The sequence below is a fragment of the Nonomuraea sp. 10N515B genome (genome assembly GCF_052245915.1).
Lineage (GTDB): Bacteria > Actinomycetota > Actinomycetes > Streptosporangiales > Streptosporangiaceae > Nonomuraea.
This window is the reverse complement of record NZ_JBQQBQ010000049.1, coordinates 48,662-72,932: the sequence shown is the minus strand read 5'-3', so window position 1 is coordinate 72,932 and position 24,271 is coordinate 48,662. Positions and strand designations below refer to the sequence as shown.

The 24,271-nt window shown below is 68.7% G+C and carries 30 protein-coding genes and 1 pseudogene; 16 read left to right on the top strand and 15 right to left on the bottom strand.

Annotated elements, in window-relative coordinates; all coding sequences use genetic code 11:
- Window positions 1-141: 141 nt before the first annotated feature.
- Together ACTWQA_RS44270 and ACTWQA_RS44265 are read right to left on the bottom strand one after the other, a co-directional pair.
- Window positions 142-939: pseudogene (locus ACTWQA_RS44270) on the bottom strand (DNA glycosylase AlkZ-like family protein); the annotation flags it as partial.
- Window positions 940-966: 27 nt separating this feature from the next.
- Window positions 967-1,551: a DinB family protein gene (locus ACTWQA_RS44265; RefSeq protein WP_443164877.1), complete on the bottom strand. Its 585-nt coding sequence runs from the start codon at window positions 1,549-1,551 to the stop codon at window positions 967-969.
- Between the two features lie 98 nt (window positions 1,552-1,649).
- Here ACTWQA_RS44265 and ACTWQA_RS44260 point away from each other — a divergent pair, with 98 nt between their 5' ends.
- Complete coding sequence (locus ACTWQA_RS44260; protein WP_443164876.1) at window positions 1,650-2,636, top strand: helix-turn-helix transcriptional regulator; 987 nt, start codon at window positions 1,650-1,652, stop codon at window positions 2,634-2,636.
- A 267-nt stretch (window positions 2,637-2,903) separates the two neighbouring features.
- On the opposite strand, the gene ACTWQA_RS44255 is transcribed toward ACTWQA_RS44260, so the two are convergent.
- Window positions 2,904-3,311 carry a RidA family protein gene (locus ACTWQA_RS44255; protein ID WP_443164875.1) on the bottom strand — a complete coding sequence of 136 codons (408 nt, stop codon included), beginning with the start codon at window positions 3,309-3,311 and terminating at the stop codon, window positions 2,904-2,906.
- 142 nt (window positions 3,312-3,453) lie between these two features.
- On the opposite strand from ACTWQA_RS44255, the gene ACTWQA_RS44250 reads away from it, so the two are divergent.
- The gene (locus ACTWQA_RS44250) at window positions 3,454-3,834 is read left to right on the top strand and encodes a winged helix-turn-helix transcriptional regulator (RefSeq protein WP_327584665.1); all 381 of its coding nucleotides are present in this window, start codon (window positions 3,454-3,456) and stop codon (window positions 3,832-3,834) included.
- Between the two features lie 123 nt (window positions 3,835-3,957).
- Here the strand turns inward: ACTWQA_RS44250 and ACTWQA_RS44245 are convergent, their stop codons facing one another.
- Window positions 3,958-4,167, bottom strand: coding sequence for an SDR family NAD(P)-dependent oxidoreductase (locus ACTWQA_RS44245; RefSeq protein ID WP_443164874.1), 210 nt, complete (start codon window positions 4,165-4,167; stop codon window positions 3,958-3,960).
- A gap of 40 nt (window positions 4,168-4,207) precedes the next feature.
- Window positions 4,208-5,107, bottom strand: coding sequence for an SDR family oxidoreductase (locus ACTWQA_RS44240; protein WP_443164873.1), 900 nt, complete (start codon window positions 5,105-5,107; stop codon window positions 4,208-4,210).
- 101 nt (window positions 5,108-5,208) lie between these two features.
- On the opposite strand from ACTWQA_RS44240, the gene ACTWQA_RS44235 reads away from it, so the two are divergent.
- Window positions 5,209-5,799 carry a TetR/AcrR family transcriptional regulator gene (locus ACTWQA_RS44235; RefSeq protein ID WP_443164872.1) on the top strand — a complete coding sequence of 197 codons (591 nt, stop codon included), beginning with the start codon at window positions 5,209-5,211 and terminating at the stop codon, window positions 5,797-5,799.
- A 62-nt stretch (window positions 5,800-5,861) separates the two neighbouring features.
- The gene (locus ACTWQA_RS44230; protein WP_443164871.1) at window positions 5,862-6,605 is read left to right on the top strand and encodes a TetR/AcrR family transcriptional regulator; all 744 of its coding nucleotides are present in this window, start codon (window positions 5,862-5,864) and stop codon (window positions 6,603-6,605) included.
- A gap of 589 nt (window positions 6,606-7,194) precedes the next feature.
- On the opposite strand, the gene ACTWQA_RS44225 is transcribed toward ACTWQA_RS44230, so the two are convergent.
- The 4 genes from ACTWQA_RS44225 to ACTWQA_RS44210 all read right to left on the bottom strand — a co-directional run bounded on the left by ACTWQA_RS44225 (window position 7,195) and on the right by ACTWQA_RS44210 (window position 11,102).
- Entirely contained in the window at window positions 7,195-8,424 is a 1,230-nt protein-coding gene (locus tag ACTWQA_RS44225; RefSeq protein WP_443164870.1) for an FAD-dependent oxidoreductase, read from the bottom strand.
- A 421-nt stretch (window positions 8,425-8,845) separates the two neighbouring features.
- Window positions 8,846-10,084, bottom strand: a complete 1,239-nt coding sequence (locus ACTWQA_RS44220; RefSeq protein WP_443164869.1) for an FAD-dependent oxidoreductase — start codon at window positions 10,082-10,084, stop codon at window positions 8,846-8,848.
- The gene (locus tag ACTWQA_RS44215) at window positions 10,081-10,458 is read right to left on the bottom strand and encodes a hypothetical protein (protein ID WP_443164868.1); all 378 of its coding nucleotides are present in this window, start codon (window positions 10,456-10,458) and stop codon (window positions 10,081-10,083) included. Before ACTWQA_RS44215 ends, ACTWQA_RS44220 begins: the two co-directional genes overlap by 4 nt.
- The gene (locus ACTWQA_RS44210) at window positions 10,455-11,102 is read right to left on the bottom strand and encodes a sulfotransferase family protein (protein ID WP_443164867.1); all 648 of its coding nucleotides are present in this window, start codon (window positions 11,100-11,102) and stop codon (window positions 10,455-10,457) included. Before ACTWQA_RS44210 ends, ACTWQA_RS44215 begins: the two co-directional genes overlap by 4 nt.
- 95 nt (window positions 11,103-11,197) lie before the next feature.
- Here ACTWQA_RS44210 and ACTWQA_RS44205 point away from each other — a divergent pair, with 95 nt between their 5' ends.
- Window positions 11,198-11,971: a TetR/AcrR family transcriptional regulator gene (locus tag ACTWQA_RS44205; protein ID WP_443164866.1), complete on the top strand. Its 774-nt coding sequence runs from the start codon at window positions 11,198-11,200 to the stop codon at window positions 11,969-11,971.
- Window positions 11,972-11,989: 18 nt separating this feature from the next.
- Here ACTWQA_RS44205 and ACTWQA_RS44200 read toward each other — a convergent pair whose 3' ends face one another.
- Window positions 11,990-12,478: a MarR family winged helix-turn-helix transcriptional regulator gene (locus ACTWQA_RS44200; RefSeq protein ID WP_443164865.1), complete on the bottom strand. Its 489-nt coding sequence runs from the start codon at window positions 12,476-12,478 to the stop codon at window positions 11,990-11,992.
- Window positions 12,479-12,563: 85 nt separating this feature from the next.
- Here ACTWQA_RS44200 and ACTWQA_RS44195 point away from each other — a divergent pair, with 85 nt between their 5' ends.
- Entirely contained in the window at window positions 12,564-13,442 is an 879-nt protein-coding gene (locus ACTWQA_RS44195; RefSeq protein WP_443164864.1) for an SDR family oxidoreductase, read from the top strand.
- A 52-nt stretch (window positions 13,443-13,494) separates the two neighbouring features.
- Here the strand turns inward: ACTWQA_RS44195 and ACTWQA_RS44190 are convergent, their stop codons facing one another.
- Complete coding sequence (locus ACTWQA_RS44190) at window positions 13,495-13,881, bottom strand: DoxX family protein (RefSeq protein WP_443164863.1); 387 nt, start codon at window positions 13,879-13,881, stop codon at window positions 13,495-13,497.
- A gap of 284 nt (window positions 13,882-14,165) precedes the next feature.
- On the opposite strand from ACTWQA_RS44190, the gene ACTWQA_RS44185 reads away from it, so the two are divergent.
- From ACTWQA_RS44185 to ligD (ACTWQA_RS44160), 6 genes are all read left to right on the top strand, one after another.
- Window positions 14,166-14,912 carry an SAM-dependent methyltransferase gene (locus ACTWQA_RS44185; RefSeq protein WP_443164862.1) on the top strand — a complete coding sequence of 249 codons (747 nt, stop codon included), beginning with the start codon at window positions 14,166-14,168 and terminating at the stop codon, window positions 14,910-14,912.
- 345 nt (window positions 14,913-15,257) lie between these two features.
- Window positions 15,258-15,956: a hypothetical protein gene (locus ACTWQA_RS44180; protein ID WP_443164861.1), complete on the top strand. Its 699-nt coding sequence runs from the start codon at window positions 15,258-15,260 to the stop codon at window positions 15,954-15,956.
- Window positions 15,957-16,152: 196 nt separating this feature from the next.
- Complete coding sequence (locus tag ACTWQA_RS44175) at window positions 16,153-16,737, top strand: DNA polymerase ligase N-terminal domain-containing protein (RefSeq protein WP_443164860.1); 585 nt, start codon at window positions 16,153-16,155, stop codon at window positions 16,735-16,737.
- Window positions 16,734-16,925, top strand: a complete 192-nt coding sequence (locus tag ACTWQA_RS44170) for a hypothetical protein (RefSeq protein WP_443164859.1) — start codon at window positions 16,734-16,736, stop codon at window positions 16,923-16,925. The genes ACTWQA_RS44175 and ACTWQA_RS44170 overlap by 4 nt, the downstream gene beginning before the upstream one ends.
- A complete protein-coding gene (ligD, locus tag ACTWQA_RS44165; protein WP_443164858.1) occupies window positions 16,925-17,743 on the top strand; it encodes a non-homologous end-joining DNA ligase in 819 nt (272 codons plus the stop codon). Before ACTWQA_RS44170 ends, ligD (ACTWQA_RS44165) begins: the two co-directional genes overlap by 1 nt.
- On the top strand, window positions 17,740-18,648 hold the full coding sequence (gene ligD, locus ACTWQA_RS44160) for a non-homologous end-joining DNA ligase (RefSeq protein ID WP_443164857.1): 909 nt from the start codon (window positions 17,740-17,742) through the stop codon (window positions 18,646-18,648). The genes ligD (ACTWQA_RS44165) and ligD (ACTWQA_RS44160) overlap by 4 nt, the downstream gene beginning before the upstream one ends.
- Window positions 18,649-18,661: 13 nt before the next feature.
- Here ligD (ACTWQA_RS44160) and ACTWQA_RS44155 read toward each other — a convergent pair whose 3' ends face one another.
- On the bottom strand, window positions 18,662-18,826 hold the full coding sequence (locus tag ACTWQA_RS44155) for a hypothetical protein (protein WP_443164856.1): 165 nt from the start codon (window positions 18,824-18,826) through the stop codon (window positions 18,662-18,664).
- Window positions 18,827-19,177: 351 nt separating this feature from the next.
- Here ACTWQA_RS44155 and ACTWQA_RS44150 point away from each other — a divergent pair, with 351 nt between their 5' ends.
- From ACTWQA_RS44150 to ACTWQA_RS44140, 3 genes are all read left to right on the top strand, one after another.
- Window positions 19,178-20,857 (top strand): DEAD/DEAH box helicase, encoded by a 1,680-nt coding sequence (locus tag ACTWQA_RS44150; RefSeq protein ID WP_443164855.1) that lies wholly within the window; start codon window positions 19,178-19,180, stop codon window positions 20,855-20,857.
- A gap of 528 nt (window positions 20,858-21,385) precedes the next feature.
- Complete coding sequence (locus ACTWQA_RS44145) at window positions 21,386-21,727, top strand: STAS domain-containing protein (protein ID WP_443164854.1); 342 nt, start codon at window positions 21,386-21,388, stop codon at window positions 21,725-21,727.
- A 92-nt stretch (window positions 21,728-21,819) separates the two neighbouring features.
- Entirely contained in the window at window positions 21,820-21,984 is a 165-nt protein-coding gene (locus ACTWQA_RS44140) for a hypothetical protein (protein ID WP_443164853.1), read from the top strand.
- On the opposite strand, the gene ACTWQA_RS44135 is transcribed toward ACTWQA_RS44140, so the two are convergent.
- The 3 genes from ACTWQA_RS44135 to ACTWQA_RS44125 form a co-directional block, all read right to left on the bottom strand.
- Window positions 21,976-22,125: a hypothetical protein gene (locus ACTWQA_RS44135; protein WP_443164852.1), complete on the bottom strand. Its 150-nt coding sequence runs from the start codon at window positions 22,123-22,125 to the stop codon at window positions 21,976-21,978. The two genes, ACTWQA_RS44140 and ACTWQA_RS44135, sit on opposite strands and share 9 nt — an antisense overlap.
- A gap of 88 nt (window positions 22,126-22,213) precedes the next feature.
- Entirely contained in the window at window positions 22,214-22,357 is a 144-nt protein-coding gene (locus ACTWQA_RS44130; RefSeq protein WP_443164851.1) for a hypothetical protein, read from the bottom strand.
- Window positions 22,358-22,622: 265 nt separating this feature from the next.
- Window positions 22,623-23,522, bottom strand: a complete 900-nt coding sequence (locus ACTWQA_RS44125) for a LysR family transcriptional regulator (RefSeq protein ID WP_443164850.1) — start codon at window positions 23,520-23,522, stop codon at window positions 22,623-22,625.
- Between the two features lie 72 nt (window positions 23,523-23,594).
- Between ACTWQA_RS44125 and ACTWQA_RS44120 the strand changes: the two genes are divergently transcribed.
- Window positions 23,595-24,263, top strand: coding sequence for a type 1 glutamine amidotransferase domain-containing protein (locus ACTWQA_RS44120; protein WP_443164849.1), 669 nt, complete (start codon window positions 23,595-23,597; stop codon window positions 24,261-24,263).
- The last annotated feature ends 8 nt before the right edge of the window (window positions 24,264-24,271 follow it).

The window sequence follows — 24,271 nt, the reverse complement described above, 5'->3', positions numbered from 1 at the left end:
GATCGACGACCTCGCCCAACAGGCAGGCCTCGCCGCCTAAACCCCGCCTAAACCAGCCCGTTCGAGCTCATTCGAACAAACTCCGGCTCACCATGACCGCCTCCGGGCGGCTAAGCCTTCTAGCCGGGTTGGCGGCCTTGCTCAGCGGAAAGGCGCGGCGATCTGTACGCGGTCGCTGTCGTTGCCGGACAGGAACGACGCCAGGCACTGGCCCTCCTCGGTGACGGCGGTGCGCTCGGCTCGGGTGAAGCCGCGCAGTGGGGTGACGACCACGATGTCCGCCTCGACGGTCCAGGTCGCGGCGACCCGGCCGTCGACCAGCACGACCCGCGCGCCTGCGACGGACAGGCCGCGGTGGGCGTCGTCGATGATCCGGTTGCGGTCGTGGTAGCCGAGGATCGCGTTGTCGAATGGCGGCAGGAACCGTACCGGGGCGGGTGTGCCGGGGTCGGGGCGCGGCGCGTCCGGCAGGTCGAGCAGCTCGCGGCCGCGCTCGTCGCGGAAGGTGACCAGTTCTCCGCGGACGGCGGCCACCGCGGCGGGCAGTCCGGCCAGGCCGCACCAGGCGCGCAGGTCGGCGGAGGCCGCGGGCCCGAATGCGGCCAGGTAGCGGCGCACCAGCGCCTCGCCGACCGGGTCGGTCCCCAGCGGGCCGGGCGGGTCGATGTCACGGCTCAGCCACAGGGAGAGCGGGGTGTTGCGCACCCCGGACCGCACGCGCCACATCCCGCGTGGCGGTAGCTGCACCATCGGGACGAGGGCGGCGACCACCAGCTCGCCCAGTGCGCGCAGGCTCGGCGCCGGCCAGCGGCCGGCGAGCGCCCGGGCGATCTCGGTCATCGAGCGGGGCTCGCGGCGGTAGGTGCTCAGCACCCGCTGGCGCAGCATGGTGTCGTGGCAGGACCGCCAGGCCAAGGCGTCGTCGGCGGTGAGGAGGCGCTCGTCGGCCGCCCGCCAGCAGGCCCGTCAACTCGACTTCTGCCCGTCGAGCGTCTCCCGCAGGATGTCGGCGTGCCCGGCGTGCTGGGCGGTCTCGGCGATGAGATGCGTGAGCACGCGTCGTACGCTGCGCACCACCCCCGGCTCGTTCCACGGCGCCTGCGGCAGCGGGTGGGTGGCCGACAGGTCGGGGACGGTCGCGATGATCTCCGCGGTCCGGGCGGCGACCCGCTCGTAGTGCTCGAGGATGCCGGTCAGCGTCTCGCCGGGCAGCATCTGGAAGCCGTTCTGGTGGTCGATCGCCCACTGCGGATACTCACGGGCGGTGCCCGCCGCGAAGTCCTCCCAAGTCACCCCCTCCGGCAGGTCGTAGCGCATGGCCGAGGGGCCCTCGACCACGAACCTCAGCCAGTCCTCCTCCATGGACGCGACGTGCTTGATCAGGCCGCCCAGACACAGCGCGCTGACCGTCGGGCGCTCGCCGGCCTGCTCGTCGACGAGCCCGCGCACGGTGGTGAGCAGGGCGGACCGCGCGGCCCCGAGCTGGTCGAGCAGGTCGGCCCGCTCGGTGTCGAGGGTCGGGGACGACGCAGTGCCGGTGGTAGTGGTCATCGCTTTCAAGGTCCTTCCGGTGGTTGTTCTCGGGTACGGGAGGACGATCGCAGCTGAAGCGGCCAGGGTGTGTCCTCTTCTCCAGGCACTATGGAGTCATGCCGAAGACATCCGCGCGACTGCTGGCGTTGCTCTCGCTGCTCCAGGCGCGACGGGACTGGCCCGGGGCGCTGCTGGCGGAGCGGTTGGAGGTCAGCTCGCGCACCGTACGCCGCGATGTCGACCGCCTGCGCGAGCTCGGCTACCCCATCGTGGCCTTCAAAGGGCCCGACGGCGGATACCGGCTCGACGCCGGCACGGAGCTGCCCCCGTTGCTGTTCGACGACGAGCAGGCCGTCGCCCTGGCCGTCGCGCTCCAGATGGCCACCACCACCGGCGCCGGGATCGAGGAAGCCGCGGCACGCGCGCTGTCCACCGTCCGGCAGGTCATGCCCGCGCGGCTGCGCGGCCGCATCGACACCCTCCAGGTCACCGCCGTCGAGCCGCCCGCGACCCGGCCCGATCCACAGGTCGACAGCAGCGTGCTCGTGGCCGTCAGCGCCGCCGTCCACGCTCGCGAAGTGCTGCGCTTCGACTACACCCCCGCCGCCCCGCCAGAGGCGGACGACGACGGCGTGCGTACCCCGCCCCGCCGGGTGCAGCCCCACCACCTCATCACCTGGGGAGGGCGCTGGTACCTCGTCGCCTGGGACCTCGACCGCGAGGACTGGCGCACCTTCCGTGCCGACCGGATCATCCCGCGCACCCCCAACGGGCCCCGCTTCACCCCGCGCGAGCTGCCCGGCGGCGATGTGGCCGCCTTCGTGGCCGGCAGGTTCCGTGGCTCCCACGACTCTGGCGACTGGCCCTGCCGCGGCGAGGTGATCCTCGACCTCCCCGCCGCCGTCGTGTCCCGCCACACCCGCGACGGAGTCGTCGAGGAGCTCGGGCCGAACCGCTGCCGGCTCCTCCTGGGCTCCTGGTCATGGCCTGGTCTGGCCGCCGGCATCGGCAAGTTCGACGCCGACATCGAGGTCGTCGGGCCGGCCGAGCTCAAGGACGCCTTCGCGCGCCTGGCCCGCCGCTACGCCAAGGCCGCGGGCTGACGCACCCGCCGACGCCAGGCCTCAATCGATGATTGTTCAATGCCCGCGTTGAAGGCGTCGTACATTTCTCTTTTCCAGCCCGCGGCGTACCAGGTGAAGCGGACGACCTCGTGGAACGTCTTGTCCCGCGACGTGGACCTGTCTGCTCCCCGTCGCCACCGCGACGTAGTGGTAGATCGGGACTCGGACATGCCCGTCAGGGTTGATGAGCGAAACAGCCATGAGATTTCCTGGTCAGTCTTCCGTCTGGATGGGGGAGCGCTCTGTTCAGTCGAGGATCGCGATGGCTTCGATCTCGACCAGGTGGTCGGGAACGTCCAGTGCCGCAACACCGAGCAGCGTGGCCGGGGGGACCGGAGTGACCCCCAGCTTCGCGGCCGCCCGCGAGATCCCCTCCAGGAGCGAGGGCATCTTGCCGGGGGTCCAGTCGACGACGTGGACGGTCAGCTTCGCCACATCGTCGAAGGAACCGCCGACCTCGGCCAGGGCGGTGCCGATGTTGAGGTAGCACTGCTCGACCTGCGCGGCGAGGTCGCCTTCGCCGACCGTGACCCCCTCGGCGTCCCAGGCGACTTGCCCGGCGATGAAGACCAGCCGCGATCCCGATGCGATCGACACCTGGCGGTAGACCTCGATTTCCCGCAATCCGCTGGGGTTCACCAGGGTGATGGCCATGCCGCGTACCTCCTTGTCCGGGTAGCTGTGGGCCCGCGTCCTGCCGAACCACGACTCCCGTGCTCTCTTGCAGTTACTCAGAAACCATAGGAGAGTGTTCGCTGACGTGGAAGAACGCACTTTTTAGTGACTGGGGAACCTGATGGTGACCAAGCAGTTCAGGGGATCAGCCGACGACGCTGACCTGAGGCGCGCGGACTCCTTGGCGCGGGAGATCTTCTCGGATGTCGCCAACAAGTGGGCCTTGCTGATCATCGAGGCTCTCGGTGAGCGCACCCTGCGCTTCAGCGAGTTGCGGAACGAGGTCGAGGGCATCAGCCACAAGATGCTCACCCAGAACCTGCGCATGCTGGAGCGCAATGGCCTGGCCGAGCGGAAGGTGCACCCCACCGTGCCGCCGCGGGTCGAATACACCCTGACCGAGCCGGGCCAAGCCCTGCGCGCAACCGTCGACCTGATCTGCGGCTGGACCCACCAATACTTCGGTCACGTCGAGGGCGCCCGCCGCCGCTTCGACACCTGACACCGGCGGGCGGCACCCGGGAGTGGGTGCCGCCCGCCGGTCTCAGAGCTGAGAGGCCCCGCCGTCGACGACCAGCTCGGCGCCGCCGTCGGCCAGCAGCGGTGCGAGCGCCCAGCTCCGCCCTCACCAGGTCGGCGAGGGCGTCGATGCCGCGTCGCTGCGGACGGCGATCGCGTTGTCACCGAGCTGCTCGCGGGCGGCGTCCAGCCTGGTCTGGTCGCGGCCGGTGATCAGGACGCGCGCGCCTGCGTCGGCCAGAAGCCGCGCAGTGGTCAGGCCGAACCCACTGCTGCCTCCGGTGATCACGGCGCTCCTACCGTCGTCCTTGCTCATGGTGGATCCCGCTGAGAGGTGTTGTCGAAACGATGGCGGTTCAGGGTTGGTCGTAGTGGCCCGCGGCGATGTCCTCCAGAAGGGTGGGGCCGGTGGGTCGCCAGCCGAGCAGGTCCTGCGTGATCTTGCTCGTGGCGACGATGTCGGCGCCCAGGAACCAGCCGACGAAGGGGATCTCCTCGGCGATCTGCTCTGCCGGGGCGGACTTCGCCGGCACGCCGAGACGGCCGGCGAGTGCTTCGGCGATCCGCCGGATGGGCACGCCCTCTTCGCCGGCGGCGTGCAGGATCGTGCCTGCGGGGGCGTTCTCGAGCCCGAGCCGGACCAGGCGTGCGGCGTCGGACCGGTGGACGGCGGGCCAGCGATTGCCTCCCTCGCCGGGGTAGAGGGAGGCTCCGCGTTGCCGGGCGGCTTGGGCGACGATGGAAATGAAGCCGTGGTCGCCTTCGCCGTGGACGGTCGGGGCGAAGCGGACGGGGATGACGCGTACGCCACGGTCGGCGTAGGTCAGCGCGAGGTTCTCGGCGCCGCCGCGCGGTGAGTCCGGGCCGGCGGCGGGATTGGGATCCCGCTCTGTCAACGGCCGTCCGAGGCCGGTCCCCATGGCGAGGCCGGACGCGAGCATGAACGGCCGATCGGACCCGGCGAGCGTGTCGCTGATGGTCTGGACGGCTGCCCGTTCGGCGCGGTTGGAGACCTCAATGTTGGCCCAGTCGTGCTTGTTGGCGAGGTGGACGACGCCGTCGGCCGCGTTCGCGCCCTGGCGGATCTGCTCGAGGTCGTCGAGGTCGCCGCGGTGGACGTCCGCCCCGAGTTCCTTGACGACGGATGCCGATGCCTCGGAACGGGCCAGGCCGGTCACCTCGTGACCGGCGGCGATGAGCTCGGCGACGACGGCGCGGCCGATGAATCCGGACGCTCCGGTGACGAAGACGTGCATGGTGTGCTCGCTTCCACTAAGTGATGTCAGAGGCTGACATCACTTAGCCTAGCGCTGATGTCAGGCTATGTCATCACTCTGTTTCCGGTTACGATCCGGACATGGCACGTTGGGCACCTGGGGCGTCGGATCGCCTGCAGCGGGCGGCGATGGAGCTGTTCGCCGAGGACGGCTTCGAGGCGACGACCGTGGCCGGGATCGCCGAGCGCGCCGGGGTGACCGAGCGGACGTTCTTCCGGCATTTCGCGGACAAGCGCGAGGTGCTGTTCGCCGGCGAGGAGCAGCTCGAGGCGGTCTTCGTGGACGCGATCGCCGACGCACCACCGGACGCGTCCGTGGCCGGCCTGCTCGTCGCGGCACTCGATGCCGGGGGCGGGACCCTGCAGGACGTGCGGGGCCGGGACTTCGCCCGCGTGCGGAACGAGATCATCACGGCGAACGAGCAGTTGCGCGAGCGCGAGCTGCTCAAGCTGGCCAAGCTCTCCCACGCCGTGACCGCCGCGCTCATCGCACGCGGCGTCGCCGAGGTGACCGCTTGCCTGGCCGGTGAACTGGTCGTTCTGGTATTCAAAACGGCCTTCGTCCGGTGGGTCGACGCTCCCAGCGAGACCCGTGGTCTGGTCGAACTGCAACACGAAGGACTCGCCGCGATCAGCGACCTGACACATGCCGAGATCACCGTGCACCCCTGAGCCCTGGCAGCTGATATCAGCGATACTCACATCGATCCGGTCTCGGTCGTATCATTGCATCCATGCCTAGAACAAGGGTGGACACCACCTCCGGCTCCATGCCGGAGGTGGCGGCCGGCGGGCGAGAGCTGACCCGCCAGCGGGTGATCGAGGCCGCAGCCGACCTCCTGGCGCGCGAGGGGCGCGACGCGGTCACCACCCGCGCGGTCGCTGCCGCGGCCGGGGTGCAGCCCCCGGCGATCTACCGTCACTTCGACGACATGGATGGGTTGCTGGGCGCGGTGGCCGAGCACGGCTACGCCCAGTTCCTCGAGGCCAAGCGCGCCGTCCCCGTCCCGGACGACCCGGTGGAGGATCTGCGGGCGGGCTGGGACCTCGCCGTCGAATTCGGGCTCGCCAACCCCGCGCTCTACGCGATGATGTACGGCGAGCCCCGGCGCGGCACGGACTCGGCCGCGTTCAGGACAGGCATGGAGATCCTCCTGGGGCGCATCCGCCGCCTCGCCGCCGCGGGCAGGCTACGCGTCGACGAACCGCTCGCCGCCGCCCTCATCCACGCCACGGCGCGCGGTGCCGTGCTCACCTGGCTGTCACTCCCCGAGGACCGGCGCGACCCGGCCTTGCTGACCGCCATGCGCGAGTCCATGGTCACCGCCGTCACCACAGAGAAGCCGGCCGTACAGGACCCGGGCCCCGCCGGCGCCGCCCGGGCACTCCGCGCCGTCCTGCCCCAGCAGACAACGCTCAGCGAGGCGGAGCGGCATCTCCTCGACGAGTGGCTCGATCGCCTGGCCACCGATGGGTAAGGCCGTCATCCCGGCATCTGAAGATGCTGGTGGCGTCCGCGACAACACCCTGTGTGCTCGTGGGCGACGCCCAGGAACGAGCCGACGACGTCCGCAAGATCGAACCTTTCGGCTCCGGGCGGGATCAGACGTGGTGACCAATGCCTTGCGCCACGCGTCGTGATCTACGGAGTGGAAGCAGGGCGGTGGTTCCTCTGGCCTGCGCCCTCCTGATCGCGCTCGCCGCCTCGGGGATCCTTCTTCTCGGCGGGTGCTCGTTCTCCGTGCTGCTCATGATGGCCGCCCTGGAGACCATGTGATGCACCTTCGGGGCCTGCGTGCGCCGCTTCGTGCCGAACGCGCGGGGGTTCGGCCGTGAGCTCCGCCAGGCCCGCGCGGGCGAAGTCGAGCACACGGTCGACCAGCGGCAGCAGCCGAACGACTGGCCCTCCTCACGGTCCTCGGCATCCAAGAACTCATCTGATGGCCTGAAAACGTGGCGGAGAACTCGGCGGGCAGCAGTGCCTCAGGTCGGACTCCTGGGCGGCCAGGGGTTGGGGCGCTGAGTAACCTGCGAGATGCGGTCGAGCCCTTGGTCATGGGCTTCTTCCTAGGAGATCCTGCGGGCGAAGTCGGGGGCGTGCTCGGGACGCGGGCCGTAGGCGATCAGCCTGGACGGGAGCTTCTTGAAAGCGGGGAAGTGTCGTGCCAGAAAGACCAGCGGCCTGGGAGGACGGGCGCCTTTGCCGGTGAAGGCGGGGACGAACATGGTGCGGTGCAGCATGCGCTGGACGGCCTGGACGATGACGGTCGGCCGCCACCTGCGCTTTTGCACCCTGGCCAGGCCGGCGATGGTGACGTGGTGCCGTCGCAGCGGCTCGGCCAGGATGGTGGCGGCGGCCACGGCGTCCTGGATGGCGAGGTTGATGCCCATCCCGCCGGCGGGTGACATGGCGTGCGCGGCGTCGCCGATGAGCAGCACGCCGTCGGCGTACCAGCGCTTCAGCCGGTTCAGCCGCACATCGAGCAGGTGGAGGTCGTCCATACCGGCGATGTGGTCCACCCGGTCGGCGTACTGCGGGAGCAGGTCGGCGATGCGCTTGCGGAAGTGTTCGACGCCCTCCGCGCGTAGCCGGGCGTCGGCGCCTTTGACGGTGAAATAGGCGATCTGGTAGTAGTCCGCGCGGGTGAAGCTGAGCGCGATCTGGTCGCCTTTGAACTCGCCGGCGAGTCTGGCGATCTCGTCCTGCTCCCCGGCCAGTCTGGGCAGGCGGAACCACCATGTGTCGAAGGGAACCGGGTACTCCTTGGGCGTCAGGCCCAGTTCCTTGCGGATGGTCGAGTGGCGACCGTCGGCGGCCACCGTGAGCTGCGCGCGTAGCTCTCTTTCCGCGCCTTCCTGGGTGCGGTAGCGGACGCCCACGACCTTGCCGCTTTCCTTGATCAGTCCGGTCACGGCGGTGTTCATGCGCAGGGTGAAGGTCGGTTCGGTGGCGGCCTCGGCGGCCAGGAAGTCAAGCAGGTCCCACTGCGGGATCATCGCGATGTAGTTGTATGGCGCGGGTAGGGAGGCGAAGTCGCTCAGCGTGATCCTGCCGCCGTCCGGGAGTGGAGCTTCCAGATCGCCCAACCTGTTCTGCGGCAGCCGGCGGAACTTCTCTCCTAGGCCGAGCTCGTCCATCAGCCTGACGGTCGAGGCGTGCACGGTGTCTCCACGGAAGTCGCGCAGGAAGTCGCCGTGCTTCTCCAATACGGTGACCTGGACTCCGGCGCGGGACAGGAGCAGGCCCAACATCATTCCTGCGGGCCCGCCGCCGGACACCACCACATCGGTCGTCATGATGAGGCTCCATTCGTTCGGTGATAGTCGATGGGGAGTTGACTCTTGCCGCAGGCCATCCACCACGTGGTGCCGCCGGTCGGCCATGAGTGCAGGCTCGTCGTAGGCCGACAGGCGGGCGAGGGTGACCACGGCGACCGGTGTTGTTCCTCCGTAGCGGCAAGCGGGTTGCGCGACATTACGTCCGGCCGCCCGGTGCGGCTAACGGCTTTGTTCAAGGGGCGCTTCACCGTGCGGTAGCAGCGCCTTCGCTGCATGTTGCGGCCCACCGGGGCGACGGATACGCCGATGCTGTCCCCGTCGAGTGTCACGCGATCCCGGGGTGGTTGGGGAGAGGTCTGACGGCGATGACCGAGAGGCGGGTGGGCGGCCTTGAGGTAACCTCCGGGCTCCGATCGAGCCCTTGGTCATGGGCTTCTTCCTAGGAGATCCTGCGGGCGAAGTCGGGGGCGTGCTCGGGACGCGGGCCGAAGCCTACGAACCGGGCCGGGATCATCCGGAGCCGGGGAAACACGCGGGTGAGGAAGAGAAGGGCTGGAGGTGGCCCGGAACGCTTGCCCGCGAACTGCGGCTCGAACATGACGCGCTGGAGCAGCCGCTGGCCGGTCTGGACGATCACGGTGGGGCGGTGCCTGCGCCGTTGCACGGCGGCCAGGTCGGCGAGGGCGACGGAATGCCGCCGCAGGGGCCCGGCCAGGATGGTGGCGGCGGCCACGGCGTCCTGGATCGCCAGGTTGATGCCCACCCCGCCGGCGGGCGACATGGCGTGCGCGGCGTCGCCGATGAGCAGCATCCCGTCGAGGTACCAGCGTTTGAGCCGGTTCAGCTTCACATCGAGCACGAACACGTCGTCCATGCTGGCAAGTTGATCCACCTGGTCGGCGAAGTCCGGGCGCAGGCGGGCGATACGTTCGCGGAACCGCTGGATCCCTTCGGCCCGCAGCCGCGCGTCGGAGCCCTTAGCGGTGAAGTAGGCCACCTGGTGATAGTCGTCGCGGGCCAGGGAGATCAGTGCCTCGGGGCCCCGCGCGACCGGCGTCACGCTGGCGGGCGTGTCCCCGCCGCGAGTCGACCTGGGCAGGCGGAACCACCAGACGTCGAACGGCACGCGGAACTCCTTGGGCACCAGCCCCGCGGCCCGGCGTAAGGTGGAGTGCCTGCCGTCGCAGCCCACTGTGAGTTCGGCGTGGATTTCCCCCTCACGGCCGTCTGCCGTGCGGTACCGGGCCCCGACGATCTTTTCGCCGTCTTTGACCAGAGCGGTCGCTTCGGTGTTCATGCGCAGGGAGAATCCGGGCTCCTGACCGGCCGCCTTGGCCAGGAAAGAGAGCAGGTCCCATTGGGGGACCATCGCGATGTAGTTGTACGGAGCGGGCAGCGCTTCGAAGTCGCCCAGGGTCACCAGGCTCCCGTCGGGGGCGGGCAGTGACAGGTTGCCCAGGCGGCTCTGCGGGAGGGCACGGAAGCCCTCGCCGAGGCCGAGCTCGTCCATGAGGCGGACGGTGGCGGGGTGCACGGTGTCTCCCCGGAAGTCGCGCAGGAAGTCGCCGTGCTTCTCCAGCACGGTGACGTTGATCCCCGCCCGAGCCAGCAGCAGGCCCAGCATCATGCCGGCCGGGCCGCCGCCGCACACCAGTACGCCGGTGCTTTCGATGGTCATGACGGTGCCTTCTGCCGCAGGCCGTAGTGGGTGAACAGAGCGATGACCGCCAGGCGCAAGGCCACGTTCGCCCAGATCCCGGCGTGGACGCCGCGCGTGAACGCATAGGTTTCGACGACGGCGGTGCCACCGTGGAACACGATCATGGTCCAGACGACGAGGCGCGTCCCCTCGGGTTGCCGGAGGGTCCTGGCGGCGAACGACAGGAATGCCACGGCCAATTCGGCGGCTCCCAGGAGGTAGCACACCAGGTAGGCATCCGGAGTGATGCGCACGCCGACGGCGCTGGGAACCAGGCCGGGCGCGATGATGAGCACCACACCCGCTGCCAAGGTGACCAAGCCGTGGAGGGTGAGGAGGATGCGCAGATTCACCGGTCCGCAGCCCTTCGCAGGCGGGTCTGGGCGGACTGCCGGTCGTTGAGGCGCGGGTAGGGCTCCTCCGGCACGGGCACGCCGAGGAAGTCGCACAACGGCTCCCAGCCCTGCCCGGCCTGGTAGACCAGGACGCGGTCAGCGGGCAGCGCGTCGGTGACGTCGGCCGTGTGACGCTGGAACACCTCCACGGCGTGGCGCTCCTCGGGCATCGGGTCGGCCAGCGTCGTGCCGAACGTCTCGCGCCAGATGTGCTCCAGCAGCGGCCGTATGCCGGTGACCACGGGTTGGAGCTCTTCCGGCGCCACGCTGGGGTTGTGCAGCAGCGCGAAGACGGTGTCCCGCATGCTGGCGTACCAGGCGTGAGGGTCACGCACGGTGAGGATGACCTTGGCGTCGGGGTAGGTCTGCGTGAGCGGACGCCAGAAGTGGGCGCTCGGCCAGTCCACCGCCGCCTGATAGCCCTGCAGAACGTCGTTCCAGTCGACCGGCCTGTCGAGCATGTGCCGCCACTGCTGCGCCTGCTCCGGATGGGCGCCGATTTCCTGCATGTGGTGGCACGGGCCTAAGCCGAGCCGCTCCAGCGCCGCCTTCAGCGACGTGGTCCCGGTGCGCGGTAGTCCCGCGCCGATCACGCTGATCATGTTCCCAGTCCTCCGCCTAATTCATCATTCGATGAGTCTCTATTGGAGACGATACACAGGTGAGGTTCAGATAGGAAGCAGTACCCTAAGGCGTCGTGGACCAGGATCTAGTGGATGCCGCGCTTGCGGCGGCCGAGCAGCACGGCAAAGACGTGGCCGACGTTCCACTGAACGCGATCGCGGCCGCGGCGGGCATCTCCCGCAGCACTCTGATCAGAAGGCTCGGCGGGTCGCGGGCCCGGTTGGACGAGGCGGTCCGGCAGGCCGGGATCGACCCCGGCGGGCGCCCGCCGGTCCGGGAGCGGGCCATCGAAGCGGCGGCAACGCTGATCCCCCGCGATGGGCTCGGCTCCGTCACGTTGGAGGCCGTCGCGGCGGCCGCACACTGCTCACCCACCAGCCTGCACGCTGTCTTCGGCAGCCGCGACGGCCTGCTGGCCGCCATGTTCGACCGGTACGTGCCCGTGCCGGACCTGGAGGCGCTGGCCGCCGATCCCCCCGAGCGGATCGAGGACCTGGTCCACGCCGTCTACGCCGCGCTGGCCGAGGCGTTCGCCCAGGAACCGCGGGTGCTGCCGGCCATCTTCGGCGACCTGTTCACCCGCCCCGACGGCACGGCCGCCCGGATGCTGAAGGCCAACCTGCCCAGGATGGTGGCCAGCCTCGGCGCCCTGCTGACCGTGCAGATCCAAGCCGGCCGGCTGCGGCCACTCCCGCTGCCGCTCCTCATCCAACTCATGATCGGCCCCATGGCAGGGCACATGCTGCTGCGCCCCGTACTGCAGGACTCGCTGGGGAACGCACTTCCCCCGGTTGACGAGGCTGCGCGGACCTTCGCCGAGGCATTCCTCCGTGCCACCGCCCCGTGAGCGCGGATCGATGCAGTCCTAGTCTCCGGCGAGCTCCCTCGTGGCCTCGCGCCCCGCGTCGGTGACCCGCCGGAGGAAATCCACGAGCAGCTCGAGCTCGGCCTCGCTGTAGTCAGCGCACAGGACGTCCATACGCTCGTTCATCGGCGCGAAGAGCCGGAAGAGCTCCGCGTTGCGGTCACGGTTGGCCCGGACAGTCACGGCCCGGCGGTCGGCAGCTTCCGGGTCCCGCTCGCGCGTGATCCAGCCGGCGCGTTGCAGGCGGTCGAGGATTCCGGTGAGCGTAGCGGGATGCAGGCCGGCACGGGCCGCCAGCGCGCTGGGGGTGAGCGGGCCGGACCTGTTGATCAAGTCCAAGCAGTCCCAGTCGACGTCCTTGAGATCCACGGACGTCCCGAATCGCCGGTTGAGCAGCGACAACTGAATGTTCAGGTCGCGCAGCTCCTCCTTCACCGCACTGGCCAGCCGTCGCCGCTGACGCCCGTCGCCATCTGTTATGAGACTCATATTTTATCCATCACAAAGCACATGGTACGCTGTCCATACGTTACGAAACTCATATTACCTGGACAGGCGTCATGAAGGGAAGATCATGATTCTCGTCACTGGAGCAACCGGTCTCGTCGGTCGTCACCTGGTCGAGCTGCTCCTCGCCGACGGCGTGCCGATCCGCGCGGTCACGCGCAATCCAGATGCCCCACTCCCCGCGGGAGTGGAACGAGCAGTAGGCGACCCCTCCCACCCGGACACCATCGCCGATGCCATGAAGGGCGTTCACGCCGTGTTCGTCCACCCGCGCGCCATGGGGCAGGGCCACGACCCGAGCCTCGTCCGTGAATCCACCGGTGAATTGCTCAGGCTCGCCCAGAACTCCGGGGCGACCAAGGCCGTCGCCATGTCCGCTCTGAACGTCGACTACCCCTTCGACCAGCAGCCGTCTCGACTGCGCGGCGAATATAACAAGGAGGTGGAAGCCGCGACCGAGGAGTCCGGCCTTCAGTGGACAGCGGTCCGGCCCGGCTACTTCGCGACCAACACCGTCTCGTCCTGGGCTGCACAGATCCGTCACGGCGACGTGGTGCGCAGCGCGTACGGCGCTGCCGCATGGGCTCCTCTGCACGAGCGCGACATCGCGGCCGTGGCCGCACACGCCCTCCTGCATGACGATCTGGCCGGGCAGAAGCCCGTGCTCACCGGCCCAGAGATCATGACCCAAGGCGACATGGTCAACGCCATCGGCAAGGCCATCGGCCGATCGTTGCGTTTTGAAGAGGTCCCGCACGAGGTCGCCCGTGAGGCCATGGCGCGGGGAGGCCTCCCGGTGCACCTCCTCGACGGTTACCTCAAGCTGCAGGCCAGCTCCTACCTGCAGGCAGGTCTGGTCTCCCAGGCGACCGAGAACATCCTCGGCCGCCCCGCGCTCACCTTCGCGCAATGGGCTGCCGAGCAGGCCGGCGCCTTCTCTGCCTGACATGCCGCAGTCACCGCGGGCGGCGCTCCCGCGGTGACGGCACAGGGCGCAGTCACCCGGCGACGTTCAGCGCCAGTGTGGGATCCAGAGCCAGGGTGCCCACGGCCAGTCCGAGGAACACGATTGCCAGGAAGAACTGCGGTGAGAAGTCGTAGACCCGCAGGTGGGTGTAGAGGGCGCAGACGAAGTAGAGGGTGAGACCGGCCGCGGCAGCCGTACCGATCAAGGGCACGCCGAGAAGGCCGAGCACCAGCCCGAGGGCGCCCGCGGCCTTCAGCGCGCCGATGGGAAAGACCAGCCACGATTCCGGCACTCCGGCCCGGTCGAGCGCGGGGCCGAGGGTACGCATGATCGGCTTGAGGCGGGTCATGGCGGCGAAGCCGGAAAAGGTGTTGGCGGCGATCGTCACCAGGGCGGTGGCGACGTAGGCGGTGGACATGGGAGCTCCAGGGAAATGGTCTGGTGGCGGCGTGACTCGTCGGCACCTGGTTGTTCCTCTGAGAGAGCCCTCATCTCGGGGAGTGTGACATCGCCCGCGGTAGCCGGCCGCCATGTGTGACCTGGATCTCATCCGCCATAAATCCGGTTTACCACGCGCTTGAGCGCGAGCTAGGGTCGCGGATCACGATCTCGTGACGGAGGAGTTGCTTTATATGTGGGTCAATCGCGTGCGTAATCTCCCCAGCTCGGTTATTCGACCATCGCACGTGAGGACTCATTCCCTTGGATCTGCCACGTAGTTTCACCATCCGGGAGAGCAGCCACCGGATTCTCGACCCGTACACGCCGGAAAAGCTCGCCACCCTGGGCGCCGCGATCGGCTTGCGCCCAGGTGCTTCCGTGCTCGATCTGTGCTGCGGTAAAGGCGAGATGCTGGCCACCTGGGCCCGCGATCACGCCATCACCGGCACCGGCGTGGACATCAGCACGGTCTTCCTCGCCGCCGCGCGCAAGCGGGCGGCCGAGCTCGGCGTCGCCGACCAGGTGACGTTCGTGCACGGCGACGCCTCCACTCACGTGGCGGCCGAGCCCGTCGACGTCGCGGCATGCGTCGGGGCGACCTGGATCGGCCAGGGCGTCGCCGGGACCGTCACGCTACTGGAACGCAGCCTGCGGCCAGGCGGCATGATCCTCATCGGCGAGCCGTTCTGGCGCGCGGAGCCGCCCAGTCAGGAAGCCATCGAGGCCTGCCACGCGCGGACGAGGGAGGACCACGAGACGTTGCCCGGCCTCGTGACTCTGTTCGACGGCTTGGGCTACGACGTCGTCGAGATGGTCCTGGCCGATGAGGACAGCTGGGACCGGTACGTCGCCGCCCAGTGGCTGAACATCCGGACCTGGCTGGATGCCCACCCCAACGATGAGCTCGCGCCCGAGATGCGGGCCGAGTTGTCGCGCGAGCCTCTGCGCTATACCAGGTACCAGCGGCCCCTGCTCGGCTGGGGCGTGTTCGCCATCATGAAACGCTGATGCCAGGGCCGGGCAACCGCCATCCCGCGGTTGCCCGGCTGCGTCTGCTCCGCTTCAGGACACGGATTGCCGCCGACCTGGGCGCCGTGACAGCACGTCCGTGCACCAGGCGTAGGCGTACCCCTGGCACGCAGTCCTGCATGCCTTCACCGCGACAGGCGGGTCTGACAAATGGCGTCGACGTCCTGGGAAGATGAGCGTCTTGAAGGGGTGAATTGGCCCAGGCTGGGCAGCAGCACTCTTTGTCACCCCTTATGTGTGATTCACAGTCGGGACCTTCGGTGCATGACGAGGCCGGCGCGAAGGACAGCGAATCATCGGAATGGGAAGAGGAGGGGAGCGGCGATGAAACAGAGCCATGAGCTCCGATGGGGCGGGCTGGCCGGCGTCGCCTCCATACTGGCGGCCCTAATGGGGCGCCTGGTGATGGGGAGCGCGCCGCAGCTCACGGAGCCCGCGATGACGATCTCCGGATTCCTGACCGAGCGCCGGGTCCAAGTCCTGGCGGCGGCGTTGCTCTACGCCGTCGCGACGGCGCTGCTCCTGTGGTTCGGCGTGGCGCTGGCCACCGCTATGCGCCGAGCGGACGAGACGAGTGACGCACCGGCGCTGGTTCTCGCGGGATACGTCCTCCTCGCTGCCATCGGATTCATCGGCATATCCATGTTCGCCGGGATGACCTACGCGATCACCACGCATCCGCCTCTGCTGGCCATCGCCGCCGGGCCGTACACCGTGCTGACCGTGATGGATGCCATCACCGGGATCGCGATGACCGTGCCATTCGGGGCCTCGGCCGCCGCCATCATGCGCACGCACCTATTCCCACTGTGGATGGCCTGGCTCGCCATAGTCGTGGCTGTGGTCGCTGTCCTGGGCGCGTTCACGATCGTCAACACGGGCGGCGCCGTGGTGCCCGGCGGCCCGGTGGCAATTGTGCTCGGCGTGCTTACGGCGTTGTGGGTGCTGGCCGCAAGCTGGTTCCTCATCCGAGAGCATCTGCCGATCCCCGCCACCGGGGCAAGACCGGCGATGGGTCACTAGACACGTCGGCGCCCGGACAGCACGCCGTGATTGACGGAGCCTCAGCACTGCGGGCGCATGCCGTCGTGCTCCCGGTTGCCCCAGCACGAGGGCTTGGCTCATGCGTTGCGCGAGCACGTAATCGGCTCTCCTCGGCCTTATAACGGGGGATCACACGCCGGCGAATACGTGAACCTCTTGCGGGAAGGGGCGAAACATGAGCAAGAAGGAGGCGCTTGCCGAATATCACTCTAAACGTGATTTCTCGCGGACTGCAGAACCGCGAGGCCGCAAGCGGCACAGCCGTCAGCAGGAGCGTTTCGTGGTGCAAAAACATGCGGCCCGCGGGTTGCACTATGACTTTCGCCTGGAGACCGAAGGGGTGTTGAAGTCCTGGTCGGTGCCCAAGGGACCGTCCACCGATCCACGGGACAAGCGGCTGGCGGTGCCGACCGAAGACCATCCCATCGAATACGCCGAGTTCGAGGGCATCATTTCCCAGGGTCAGTACGGCGCGGGGGCAGTCATCGTGTGGGACACCGGGACCTACGACAACCTGACAACCGACAAAGACGGTGCCCAGGTCCCGGTGGGAACGGCCGTCGAGCGCGGGCATGTGACCGTACGGCTGAACGGCAGAAAGCTGCACGGCGGGTATGCGCTCACCCGGATCCGCGAGTCGGCCTGGCTGCTGGTCAAGACGGCTGATGAGGCCGCGGACGCGCGACGCGACCCGGTGTCCTCACAGCCGCAGTCGGTAAGATCGGGTCGCACCCTTGAGGAACTGGCCGAGAAATCATGATCGGGCTGCCCGGCGCGATACCCGCCGAGGTTCGGGAACGGCTGGTCCCGCGGTCGCACCCATCCTGGGTCGAGCCGAGCCTGGCCACGCTCACCCACGCCGCATTCTCCGATCCCGACTGGATTTTCGAGCCGAGTTCGACGGCGAGCGGATCCTGGGATACCGCCGCGGCCACCAGGTACGCCTGATGACCCGCAACCGCAAGCAGGTCAACGACACCTACCCCGAGATCACCGACGCGCTGGCCGCACAGTCCTGCGACGACTTCGTCGTGGACGGCGAAGTCGTCGCCTTTCAGGCCGGCGTCACCAGCTTCTCACGGCTGCAGAAGCGCCTTCAGCTCACCGATCGCGACCAGATCCGCGCAAGCGGGGTGAAGGTCTTTTACTACCTCTTCGACATCGTGCACATCGACGGGTTCAATGTCACCGGACTGCAGTTGCGGGACCGCAAACGGCTGCTGCGTGACGGGCTGACCTTCGACGATCCGCTGCGGTTGACCCGGCACCGCAACGCCGACGGCGAGGCCTACTTGCGGCAAGCCTGCCGCAAGGGCTGGGAGGGTGTGATCGCTAAACGGGCGGACGCGCCGTACCCGACCGGCCGCTCAGGCGACTGGCAGAAGATCAAGTGCGAGAACACTCAGGAATTCGTCATCGGCGGCTACACCGACCCCCACGGAACCCGGACCGGCTTCGGAGCCCTGCTGCTCGGCTACCACGACGCGAGCGGACACCTTCTCTACGCCGGGAAGGTCGGCACCGGCTTTGACACCGAGACCCTCCACCGGCTCGCCCGGGAACTGGCCGGCCTCCAGCAGCCAAGGCCGCCCTTCCAGGATGGCGAGCTTCCCCACTTGGGAGTGCATTGGGTACGGCCCAAGCTCGTCAGTCAGATCAGCTTCACCGAATGGACCCGGGATGGGCAGCTACGCCATCCCCGCTTCCAAGGGCTGCGCCGCGACAAGCGGGCCGCCGATGTCGTACGGGAGCCGCCACGATCATGATCTCCGCGACCAAGCCACGCATCGGCCGCTTCACCGTCGAGCTGTCCAACACCGACAAGACACTCTTTCCAGCCGACCACATCACCAAAGGCGACCTCATCGACTACTACCGCGACATCGCCCAGGTGATGCTGCCCCATCTGAAGGACCGGCCGTTGGCGCTGGCCCGCTACCCCGACGGCATCGAGCACGACCGCCTCTTCCAAAAGAACGTCCCGGACTACTTCCCCGACTGGGTTACCCGGGCGCAGGTGCCCAAACGCGAAGGCGGCCACATCACCCAGGCCGTCTGCGACAATGCCGCAACGCTGGTCTACTTGGCGAATCAGGCCTGCATCGAGCCGCACACCTTCCTCAGCCGCACCGATCGCCTCGACAACCCCGACCAGCTGGTGTTCGACCTCGACCCCCCGACCGCCGAGGAGTTCGCGTCCGCTCGCGAGACGGCGCTCGCGCTACGCCACCTCCTGGAGGAGGAGCTCGCCCTCACGACCTTCGTCAAGACCACCGGCGGGAAAGGGCTACACGTCCACGTCCCGCTGAACCGCAACGCCGGCTTCGACGAGGTCCGCGAGGTCGCCGGGCAGATCGCCCACTCCCTGGCCTCCGCCCATCCCGGCCAGATGACCATCGAGCAGCGCAAAGACAAACGAGGAGGTCGAGTATTCCTCGACATCATGCGCAACGCCTACGCCCAGACCGCCGTGGCCCCCTACAGCGTGCGCGCCCGCCCCGGCGCCCCGGTCGCCACCCCCCTGCACTGGGACGAGGTCACCGACCCGGCCCTCACCCCTGACCGGTTCACCATGCGCACGATCCGCGACCGCCTTGACCGCGTCCCGGATCCGTGGAGCGGAATGCGCCGCCACCGCTACGGACTCACTGCCCTGCGGCACCGTGCTTGATCGCGTTCTCGATTCACTCCTGCCGGTGGGCGGCTACTGCGGCGCGCACGAACGCGTCCTTGGCCTCGAGCAAACGGCGCAGACCGGTGAGGAGTTCGGGACTGTCAGGCAAGGCATCGATCATTGTGGCGGCGAAATCGTGGCACGGCTTGCTGATCGCCGGCAAGTGTTCGGGCAAATGCTCGTATGCGAACAGTTGCGCAAGAGCGACGGTGCTCGGGTACCGGGGTATAGGGAGATCATCACGTCTGATGGGTGGCTGACGTCCTCGTCGCCAGTACAGCCTGAGCGAGATCGCGCACGGCTTCATCGAGGCCGGCGCCGAACGCGACCGGCTCAGCAAGTCGGCCTACGTCGAGCAGGCAGGCCGGTGGCGGGTAACCTCGCGTCGCTCCTGTTGAGAACGAGGCGGCCCACGCCCGTGCGCAGGAATATCTGGACGAGGGCCGAGCGTGGCGCCCCGCGACGAGAGGGGAGTGCGTTTTCCGGTTGCGTCCGGAGGTAGAGGGTGCTGGAGGAGGCGCCGACGATGGCCTTGAACACGTCTGATGGTGCGTCGAGCTTCGCCGACCTGGGGCTGCGGCCCGAGCTTCTGCGTGCGCTGTCCGATCTGGGATATGAAGAGCCCACCCCGATCCAGTGCGAGGCGATCCCGCCGTTGCTGGAGGGCCGCGACCTGCTCGGGCAGGCTGCGACCGGTACGGGGAAGACGGCGGCGTTCGCGCTGCCGGTGCTCCAGCGCATGCCCCAAGCTCACGACGGTGAGCCGGTGGCGCTCGTGCTCGTGCCCACACGGGAGCTGGCCATCCAGGTTTCGGAGGCCTTCCATCGCTACGGCCGCAACATGGGCACTCGCGTCCTCCCGATCTACGGTGGAGCACCGATCGGCCGACAGTTGCAGGCGCTCAGGCGCGGGGTCGATGTCGTGGTCGCGACACCTGGACGCGCACTCGACCACATCAGCCGGGAGACGCTTCGCCTGCATGGTGTGCAGACCGTCGTGCTGGACGAGGCGGACGAGATGCTCGACATGGGGTTCGCCGATGACATCGAGGCGATCTTCCAGGCGACTCCAGAGGATCGCCAGACAGTGCTCTTCTCGGCGACGGTCCCGCCGCGCATCACCGGGATCGCTCGCCGTCATCTGCGCGACCCGGTCCGGATCGAGATAGCGCGAGAGGCGGCGGCCCCCGGGGAGGCACCATTGGTGCGGCAGAGCGCCTATGTGGTCGCCCGGGCGCACAAGCCCGCGGCGCTCGGGCGCCTGCTGGATGTGGAAGCGCCCGCAGCCGCGATCGTCTTCTGCCGCACCCGCGAGGAGGTGGACCGGCTCACCGAGACCTTGAACGGCCGCGGCTACCGTGCCGAGGGGCTGCACGGGGGGATGGACCAGGAGCAGCGCGATCGCGTGATGGGGCGGCTGCGGAGCGGGACGGCGGAGCTGCTCGTCGCGACCGATGTGGCCGCACGTGGCCTCGACATCGAGCAACTCTCGCACGTCGTCAACTACGACGTACCCTCCGCACCCGAGTCATACGTCCACCGCATCGGCAGGGTGGGCCGGGCCGGCCGGGAGGGGGTGGCCCTCACCCTGGCCGAGCCGCGTGAGCATCGCATGCTCAAGTCTATCGAGCGGGTGACGGGGCAGCGGATCGGCGTGGAAAGGCTGCCGACCGTCGCCGACCTGCGCGCACGCCGCCTTGAGCTGACTCGCGGCGCACTGGAGGAGAGCCTCCTCCAAGACGACCTGGAGCCCTTCCGCGTCGTGGTGGAGTCGCTCACGGATGAGTTCGAGGTCATGGAGGTGGCCCTCGCCGCGGTCAAGCTCGCGCATGAGTCCGGCGGGGCCGTGGCTGAGGAGGAGGAGATTCCCGAGGTCGTTCTGCGGACCGGGGCAGACAGGGAGGGACGTCGTGAGGTGGCCGGAGGCCGGGAGCGGCGTGGCCGCATGCCCGCAAGGGGGATGACCCGTCTCTTCTTCGGTCTTGGGCGCACGGCCGGAGTGCGGCCGCAGGATCTGGTCGGTGCGATCGCGGGCGAATCCCGCATGAGTGGGCGTGACATCGGGACGATCCAGATCGCTGACCGTTTCTCTCTGGTCGAGGTGCCCGAAGACGCCGCCGATGAGGTGATCAGGGCTCTGCGGCGGAGCACCATCAAGGGAAGGAAGCCGACGGTCCGCCGAGAACGCGAACAGCCCAGCAGATGACCCCGGTGAGTGGGGCTGGAGCACCGCGCGGCCGTGACCTCCGCCGCCCTGGGCAGGTGCCAGCCGACCGCCGCGCTTGCGTGTGGCCTGGACCACGGGATCCGATCCGGCCAGGGAGCAGAATATTCTGCTGTTACGGTTTTATGGCAATCTGACCCAACGTCGAGAGCCGCTCCGGCAAAGGCGGAGACCACGATCCGACCTGTTGCTGGGGCTTGCAGCTGGCCAAGATCACCTGAGTCCGCACTCGACCGCTGCGCCTGCGCGTGGCCGCGACCACGGATCCGAGGCGGTTCCACACGATGCACCATGCCCGTCCACTTTGATCGCCGAGACGCTGTTCGTGGTCCGTCATTCTGCTCTCATGACCGAACAGAGATGAGGCAGGCAGGTATTTAACAATTCCCATGTGAGGAGTTGACTGATCTGGTAAAGGGAGGCGGATAAGGTATGGAGACGTTTTTGTCCGCTTCTGTGGTGGTCTGCACAGGATAAGTTCATCTATTTCGGTTCGTGGTTGGAGGCAGGATGTCGGACGCGCCGTTGGCGCTGCAGGTCGATGACTATCACGGCGTGACCGTCCTACGCCTGAACGGCGAGCTCGACCTGAGGACAGGGGAGGTTTTCACACGCGCCTGCGCCCAATTGCTCGTCCGCGACCAGGTCAAGATCGTGGTGGACGTGAGCGGGCTCGGCTTCTGCGACTGCAGCGGCCTGAGCGCGTTCATCGCCGAGCAGCGGGAGGCCGAGCGGCGTGGCGGCTACCTACGCCTGCTCGGGGTGCACGGATCACTGGCTCGGCTGCTCACGCTCACCGACCTCCTCGACGCCTTCCCTCCGTACACGGATCTGCGGCAGGCCTGCGGCTGACTCACCTGGGCAGAGGCCAATCTGCTGATCAGCGCGCGTCCGGCGGATGAAATTGCGCGTGCCGCAGGCGGGCAGCCCTCGTTGGAGGCTCGTTGTGGGGTGCCGTCGGCTCCGCTGCTGTTCGTGACCACCAGGCCACCCTGCGGGTCGTGCGCATCGAGCAGGGCCGGCTCGGCCTCACAGCGGGCGAGCACGTCTGCTGGATCGTGCAGGGCTATGTGGATCGCCTCAGCGGCTGGAGCAGAGCGTCATCCTGACCTGTCGTCCTTGCCGACGTCCGTGTCGGCGCCCTTGCCGGTGGTCTCGCCAAGGCCCGAGGAACCCGGCGACATGGCCGAGCCGATGCCCGAAGCCTGCTCAGCAGGGTTGTGCCCCGCATCGGGGTAGGCGGTCTCCAACGGTGAGCCTCCACTGCCCACGGTATCTTGCATCCGCTGGTCGGCGGGAGCGTCCGGCTCCTCCGCTCAGCTTTCGTCGTGTTCCGTGTCACGCATGGCCGGCCGGGATGACGATGAGCAGGACGATCTGCTGCATGAGTTGGATGCCTCCCGCGCCGCCCTCCTGCACGCCCTTGAGAGGGGCGATGGCACGCGGGCGGCGACGATCGAGGCGGAATGGCGCACGCTCCACCGGACGGGCGCGCTGGCGCAACCGAGGTGTGATCGAGAGGCCACAGACAGGCCGTCTCCGGTCGAACCCGCCGCGGCACCGAGCACGGCACGTCCAGATCATCCCGACCATATCCCCGGATCATGGTCCTACGGCTGCATACGGAAGCCCTCGGCTGCCTATCAAGGTCCACCGAGCAAAAGACCTGCGGCAGGAAAACCGCAGGTCAGACTGAAACGCCTGGTCAGAAGCGTGCCTCGGCAGGATTAGAACCTTCGGCTACCGCTTAGGAGAGCGGGTTCGCCCGGAAGGCTTTGAGCAGGTGGGCTTGCGTCCTGGCCACGGCGGGCCTGGACTGGGCGCCTGAGCGGACGGCGAGGTAGCCGGTGTTGATCGGCGGCTCCTCCGGGTCGGCGAGCGTGACCAGGGTGCCCGCGTCCAGGTCGCTGCGGCACAGGTAGGCGGGCAGGACCGAGACGCCCATGCCTGCCTTGACCGCGCTGAGCACACCGCGCAGGTCGGGGATGACGATCTGGGCGGCCATCGTGGGCCGCCTGCCGAACACGGTCCGCCAGTAACGCCGCACGATGGGCAGATCCTCCGCATACGCCACCAGCGGCACCCCGGCCAGCGCCCTGGGGCCGACCTCACTCCCGGCCGCCCGCAACGCCTCCCCCAGGGATGGGGCGGCGACCAGGACGAACTCCTCGTCGTAGAGGGGATCCGCGTGGACGCCGCGCATCCGGGGGCGGATCGTGGACACCACCAGGTCCAGGCGCCCGGCGGCCAGGTCGGCGAGGAGGTCGTCGGACAGGCCGAGGGTCGTGCGGAGGCGGAGGCCGTCCCGTACCAGAGGGGCGAGCATCGGCATGACCACCTCGCAAAGGAGCTCGGCCGGGCCGCCCAGATGGACGGCCTCGCCCGAGGGCAGCTCGGACCCCACCACCTCGTCCAGCGCGTCGAGTGCGGCCGCCACCCTGCGGGCCAGCTCGTCGGCCGCCGGCGTGGGCGCGACGCCGCGCGGCAGCCGGTCGAACAGGGGCCGGTCCAGCGCCGACTCCAGGGCCTTGACCTGCGCGGTCACCGCCGGCTGCGACAGGCTGAGCGTCTGCGCCGCGGCCGTGATGGAGCCGGTCCTGTGCACCGCGAGGAAGGTGCGGAGCAGGTCGAGCGAGAGATGCGACATATCACTATTCTGATGGCTCGACGCATGGCCGGTTATTTGTGGCTGATGGCCGCGGGAGCGATGCTGTCAGGCATGAGCAAGCGCATCCTGATCGTATTGACCAGCCACGACGACCTCGGCGGCGTGGAGAAGACCGGATACTACGTGCCCGAGGCGGCGCACCCCTGGGAGATCTTCCGCAAGGCCGGACACGCGGTGGACGTCGCCAGCGTGCGCGGCGGCGAGCCGCCGCAGGACGGGTTCGACCCCGAAGACGCCGCCCAGGTGGCCTTCCTCGCCTCGCCGGAAGCACGCGACACCGCACGCCTGGCGGACGTGGACCCCTCACGTTACGACGCCGTTCTCTACGCCGGCGGCCACGGCACCATGTGGGACTTCCCCGGCGATCCCGGCGTCATCCGCCTCGGGAGGGCGGTGTACGAGCAGGGCGGCGTGGTGGCCGCCGTCTGCCACGGTCCCGCCGCGCTGGTGAACCTCACGCTGTCCGACGGCTCCTACCTGGTGGCGGGCAAGCGGGTGGCGGCCTTCACCAACGAGGAGGAAGAGCTGCGTGGCGTGGCGCACGTGGTGCCGTTCCTGCTGGCGGACGAGCTGGTGGACCGGGGCGCCCGGCACGAGCCGGGACCGAACTGGCAGGCCCAGGTCGTCGTGGACGACCGCCTCGTCACCGGCCAGAACCCTGCCAGCGCCGCCCCGCTCGCCGAGCGGGTCCTCGAGCTCCTCGCCGAACGGCGGGCGTGAGGAGAACA